5 protein-coding genes are annotated in these 5,150 nt (G+C 51.1%); 2 read left to right on the top strand and 3 right to left on the bottom strand.

Annotation, left to right across the window (positions count from 1 at the left end; genetic code table 11):
* Nucleotides 1–627 precede the first annotated feature (627 nt).
* Entirely contained in the window at nucleotides 628–774 is a 147-nt protein-coding gene (locus ACOTX3_RS25700) for a replication initiation protein (protein WP_114265752.1), read from the bottom strand.
* A 645-nt stretch (nucleotides 775–1,419) separates the two neighbouring features.
* On the opposite strand from ACOTX3_RS25700, the gene ACOTX3_RS25695 reads away from it, so the two are divergent.
* Nucleotides 1,420–1,743, top strand: coding sequence for a MobC family plasmid mobilization relaxosome protein (locus tag ACOTX3_RS25695; protein WP_007772081.1), 324 nt, complete (start codon nucleotides 1,420–1,422; stop codon nucleotides 1,741–1,743).
* Nucleotides 1,733–3,232, top strand: coding sequence for a plasmid mobilization relaxase MbeA (gene mbeA / locus ACOTX3_RS25690; RefSeq protein WP_114265750.1), 1,500 nt, complete (start codon nucleotides 1,733–1,735; stop codon nucleotides 3,230–3,232). Before ACOTX3_RS25695 ends, mbeA begins: the two co-directional genes overlap by 11 nt.
* Nucleotides 3,233–3,624: 392 nt before the next feature.
* Here the strand turns inward: mbeA and ACOTX3_RS25685 are convergent, their stop codons facing one another.
* The gene (locus tag ACOTX3_RS25685; RefSeq protein WP_127868999.1) at nucleotides 3,625–4,449 is read right to left on the bottom strand and encodes a hypothetical protein; all 825 of its coding nucleotides are present in this window, start codon (nucleotides 4,447–4,449) and stop codon (nucleotides 3,625–3,627) included.
* 58 nt (nucleotides 4,450–4,507) lie between these two features.
* Nucleotides 4,508–5,050, bottom strand: a complete 543-nt coding sequence (locus tag ACOTX3_RS25680) for a hypothetical protein (protein ID WP_114265748.1) — start codon at nucleotides 5,048–5,050, stop codon at nucleotides 4,508–4,510.
* Nucleotides 5,051–5,150: the final 100 nt, after the last annotated feature.

Below are 5,150 nucleotides of genomic sequence, written 5' to 3'. Positions count from 1 at the left end.
TTTTTTTTTGCTTATTTGACCTTATTTAAATTTAGGTCTTATTAAGTGGTTTTTTATTTTGTTGTTATTTTATTTTATCTGTGTATTATTTGGTTTTTAAATGTGTTGGAGGCGTTATATGTCTATCTCTATGCAGCAAATAGATTCATGTATAGAAACGACCATCAATCGGCTTTCAAGTGAAGCAGGGACTATGGTTAGTAATTTTTATCTTGATCTTCGAGCTCCGGGCAGACAGCGCATTACTGAAAAGCTAGTTGAGCAATCAATTGACCTTTGCAGATCTCGTGGAGTGCAAGCTGAGCGGGAAGGTGATGGTTTACTGGTCAGGGTAGACTTAAGGACATGCTACCTGAACCCAAACCAGGCCGAAATGTTCAATGTTGCTATCGGGTATACGCGGTCAGTACACGGTAATCACTTATAAGCCGTTTATAGGAAAAGGATCTTCTTGAGATCCTTTTTCTCTACGCGTAATCTCTTGCTCTGAAAACGAAAAAACCACCTGGGGAGGTGGTTTTTCGAAGGTTCAGTAAGTTGGGGAACTTCTGAACCGTGGTAACAGGGTGTACAAGACCGCTGCCACCAAATTCGTCCTTCCAGTTTAGCTGTAGTATGGCTCTAACTTCAAGAACTCTGCATCAGTAATCTCTTGTACATCCTCTTACCAGTGGCTGCTGCCAGTGGCGCTTTGTCGTGTCTTTCCGGGTTGGACTCAAGTCGATAGTTACCGGAACAGGCGCAGCAGTCGGACTGAACGGGGGGTTCGTGCATACAGTCCAGCTTGGAGCGAACTGCCTTCCCGGAACCGAGTGTCAGGCGTGGAATGAGAAACCGCGGCCATAACAGCGGAGTGACACCGGTAAACCGAAAGGCAGGAACAGGAGAGCGCACGAGGGAGCCACCAGGGGGAAACGCCTGGTATCTTAAAGTCCTGTCGGGTTTCGCCACCACTGATTTGAGCGTCAGATTTCGTGATGCTTGTCAGGGGGGCGAAGCCTATGGAAAAACGGCTTCGCCGTGGCCTTCTCGTTTTCCCGTTAAGTTTCTTCCTTGCATCTTCCAGGAAATTTCCTCCCCGCCCGTAAGCCGGTACCGCTCGCCGCAGCCGAACGACCTAGCGCAGCGAGTCAGTGAGCGAGGAAGCGGAATATATCCTGTATCGCATATTCTGCTTACGTTCCGCTGCTGCATTTCTCTCCTGTCACATGAAGCACTTCACTGATATCCGCATCCGTGCCAACATAGTAAGCCAGTATACACTCCGCTAGCGCTACGTGACTGGTTCAGGGCTGCGCCCCGAAACCCGCCAAAAGCCTGACGCGCCTGCGGCTTGTCCAACCCCGCGCCGACCGGGAAAGCCTTTCCCGTCCGTCCCGGCGTTATCAGGAGGCCGGTTTGTCAGAGAAACGGAACAAGATGCTCACCATGTGGGTGACGGAGGACGAGCACCGGCGGCTGCTCGAGCGCTGCGACGGCAGGCAGCTGGCAGCGTGGATGCGGCAGACCTGCCTGGACGAAAAGCCGGCACGTTCCGGAAAGCTTCCCTCAATCTCGCCGGCGCTGCTGCGCCAGCTTGCCGGCATGGGCAATAACCTGAACCAGATAGCCCGCCGTGTTAACGCCGGCGGCGGTACCGGCCATGACAGGGTACAGATTGTGGCGGCGCTGATGGCCATCGATGCCGGACTTGAGCGGCTGCGGCACGCCGTTCTTGAGAAAGGAACGGACGATGATCGTTAAATTTCATCCACGCGGTCGCGGCGGTGGCGCCGGGCCGGTGGACTATCTGCTGGGTAAAGACCGGCAGCGTGAAGGCGCCACCGTCCTGCAGGGGAAGCCGGAAGAAGTCCGGGAGCTGATTGACGCGTCGCCTTACGTTAAGAAATACACCTCCGGCGTCCTGTCGTTTGCGGAGGCCGATCTGCCTCCCGGCCAGCGGGAAAAACTGATGGCCAGCTTCGAGCGGGTTCTGATGCCCGGACTCGATAAAGATCAGTACAGCATTCTGTGGGTGGAGCACGCGGACAAGGGGCGTCTGGAGCTGAACTTTCTGATCCCCAATACCGAGCTGCTGACCGGCAGGCGGCTCCAGCCGTACTACGACCGCGCTGACCGACCGCGCATCGATGCCTGGCAGACCATCGTGAACGGCAGACTGGGGCTGCACGACCCGAACGCGCCGGAAAACCGCCGGGCGCTGGTCACGCCGTCCGGACTGCCGAAAACGAAGCAGGAGGCCGCAGAAGCCATCACCCGCGGACTGCTGACCCTTGCTTCGTCCGGGGAGCTGAAAAACCGTCAGGACGTCACTGAGGCGCTGGAACGGTCAGGTTTTGAGGTGGTGCGCACCACGAAAAGCAGTATCAGCATTGCCGACCCGGACGGGGGGCGAAACATCCGACTGAAGGGAGCCATCTATGAGCAGTCTTTTAACGCTGGCGAAGGACTTAGAGCAGCAATCGAAAGCGCAGCAGCAGAGTACCGGCGAGATGCTGAAAGCCGCATTCAGCGAGCACGAGCAGTCTGTCAGAGCGGAACTGAGCGCAAGCGCGAGGAGAATCAGCGACGCCATCCTCGCCCACGAGCAGAGTATGAGCGAGGCGATGGAGAAAAACCGGCGGAGCGTACTGCGGACTGCCGGGCGGACATGGCTCACCATCCTGATGGTGTCAGCACTGCTGATCGGCACGAGCGGGAGCATTCTGTGGTGGCTGGGGCAGCAGATAACCGACAATTACACGCATCTTCGTCAGCAGGAAGATACCCTGGCGAAAATGACCGCCCGGACGTGGGGAGTGCGCTATCAGGAGAGCAGCGACGGCCGGAGGTTTCTTATCCTGCCGCCGGGGATGCAAACCGAAGCCATCCCTTACGACGGGACGACATGGATCCGCCTGAAACAGGAGTAGCGGAAAATGACAGAGCTGGAAAAGCAGTTGCTGAGCGCATTAGAGCAGCTACAGCAGGACTACTCGCAAAGGCTGGACGAATGGGAGATCGCCTTCGCGGAATGGCAGAGCATGTGTGGTCTTATGCAACGGGAGAACGCGATGCTGAACGAGCGCGTGTCGGACTTGAGCACGCAGGTGCTGAGTTTAAGCGAGCAGCTGCGCCGCTTGTCCGGGAGCTGAATGCCATCGAGCTCCGGCACAGGGAGCATGAGTATCAGAAAACACTGGAGCTGGAGCACCTGCCGCAGAAAACCTACCGTGGTCCAACGCTGGGCTGACGGCCCGTGACAAACCCCAAGAAGAAGGGCTCATAAATTTCCCGCTAAATACGGTCGTGATGGAAACATCACAGCGTATACAACGGAGGGATTATGAGACTGTTTAACGTGATTGAGACGGTGCTGAACTGCCTGTACATGGCGCTGGAGAACTGGGACTGGCTGGAGAAGCACTTTCCTGTTTTTAAGGCGTTCGCGCTGATTTTAGTGTGACTTTACGCGGCATGCATCTGGCTGCATGACTATGCAGTCGGGTAAAATTTATCTGTCGCGATCGGGGTGGTTTACCGGGTGGGTTGTTGTTGGTTTTGGCTGACTGCCGCCCCGTTCGCGACGAAGCGCTCCGGGGCGGTGCGGGCAACGGATGTTATGGTAAATAAGACCACAAGTTATTAATCAGAGAAAAGTCGGGCATAATTAATTGCCCGAGACATAGTCATCTGATGGCTTTTATCACCACTCGCACTAGGCGTTTGGTTATGTTGATTACTTTGTGGTTTCGGCTGACCCGTCTGAGAAATCGAGGCTGCCGCTGCATGTAACTGGGCATTCTGTCTCATGTTCATTTTCTCTTCATACCTGCTATGAATGATCTTTAATGTTTCTTCTAAAATCCGGCGGTAATGATTTTTTATTGAGTTATTAGATAACGGTATGTTGCTGTACTTGATACCATCGTCCTTCCAAAGGATTTTGTATACTTTACCACCAGAGTAACGATCCCGTCTGTATGCATATGTAACTGCACTGGTAACTTTACATCCTACAGACGATGTAGAGTATCCTCGATGACGCTTTTTTTTCCTAAGCTTTTGTTCTGCATAATAGAGACAATGTGCAGCAAATTCACCTCCTGTAGAACCTAAGTCGTAGACTATTGGTTTGTTCTTTATCGCGAGCATTGGAGGTGTGTACATGCCTACTAATATAGCACCTGAGTGTTTATCGAGAATGACCATACCGAAAGTGAAGTCCTCGACATCCATATAGAGGCTCGTCAAGCTTGCATACTGCTCTGGGGTTATGACCTTTAACTGCATCGCTTGCATGAGGACGATCATCGGATGATCACCGCACATAAGTGATATTGCTTCTTTCCCTTTGAAATCTATATGTATTGCTTTTTTTTCAATAACATCCCTTCTGGGATGCCCATCAACTGACCATTTACCGTCACAAGCAGCAAATTCAAATTCTCTGTATATAGTTGTTGTCATATCAATGGCTTAATTCTTTTTCGACTATCTTCAAGATACCAGATATGTAGAAAAAAAATTAGATATTGATAGTTATCGTGATGGAAGATGTGTCGATACCCGTCGCATTACTTATATCCTTTTTCGCCCTTTCTAACGCTTCACTGAGGGTTAGATTTTCCTTTACTTCTCGATTGTGAGTGCGGTTTGGCTGAGGTTGTGACGATACTTGGAAATGCTTCCACTCAAGTTGCTCTGGATTTACACCTATACATGAAAACGCCTCTTTTTCTTTAAGGTAAGCGACAGGATAGCGCTGACCGCCCGTTAACAATTTCCATGCATTTTTGACGGAAACTTCTGCATATTCATCAAAAGTGACTACGTTTCTATCGTCATAATCAGGATTTTTAAAGCATCCTGTGATTTTTGCTATGAGAAAGCATGTGCCATGCTCAAGATCTTTAACAGCCCATGTCTCTCTGCGGTTTCTTACAGCGATGAGATACTTCGCATCCTTTAGTCGGTCTGCTTTCGCGAGCCAATATCCTGACCCTCCTTCCGTTCTCATTATGCCTAGGTCTTTCCCGGTAAAAACAGCAACAACATTCGAATTTTTCATGCGGTGACTCCAATAGATTGTTTTATTCGCTTAAAAACTTAATCTATCGAATAGAATTGGTCAAGTTTGATTTTTTTATGCTTACTTTGTCTTTTTTTTT

It is taken from the genome of Enterobacter cloacae complex sp. IR5384, from assembly GCF_049237265.1.
GTDB lineage: Bacteria > Pseudomonadota > Gammaproteobacteria > Enterobacterales > Enterobacteriaceae > Enterobacter > Enterobacter cloacae.
The sequence above is the reverse complement of the archived record's forward strand: the minus strand, read 5'-3'. Positions and strand labels throughout refer to the sequence as shown.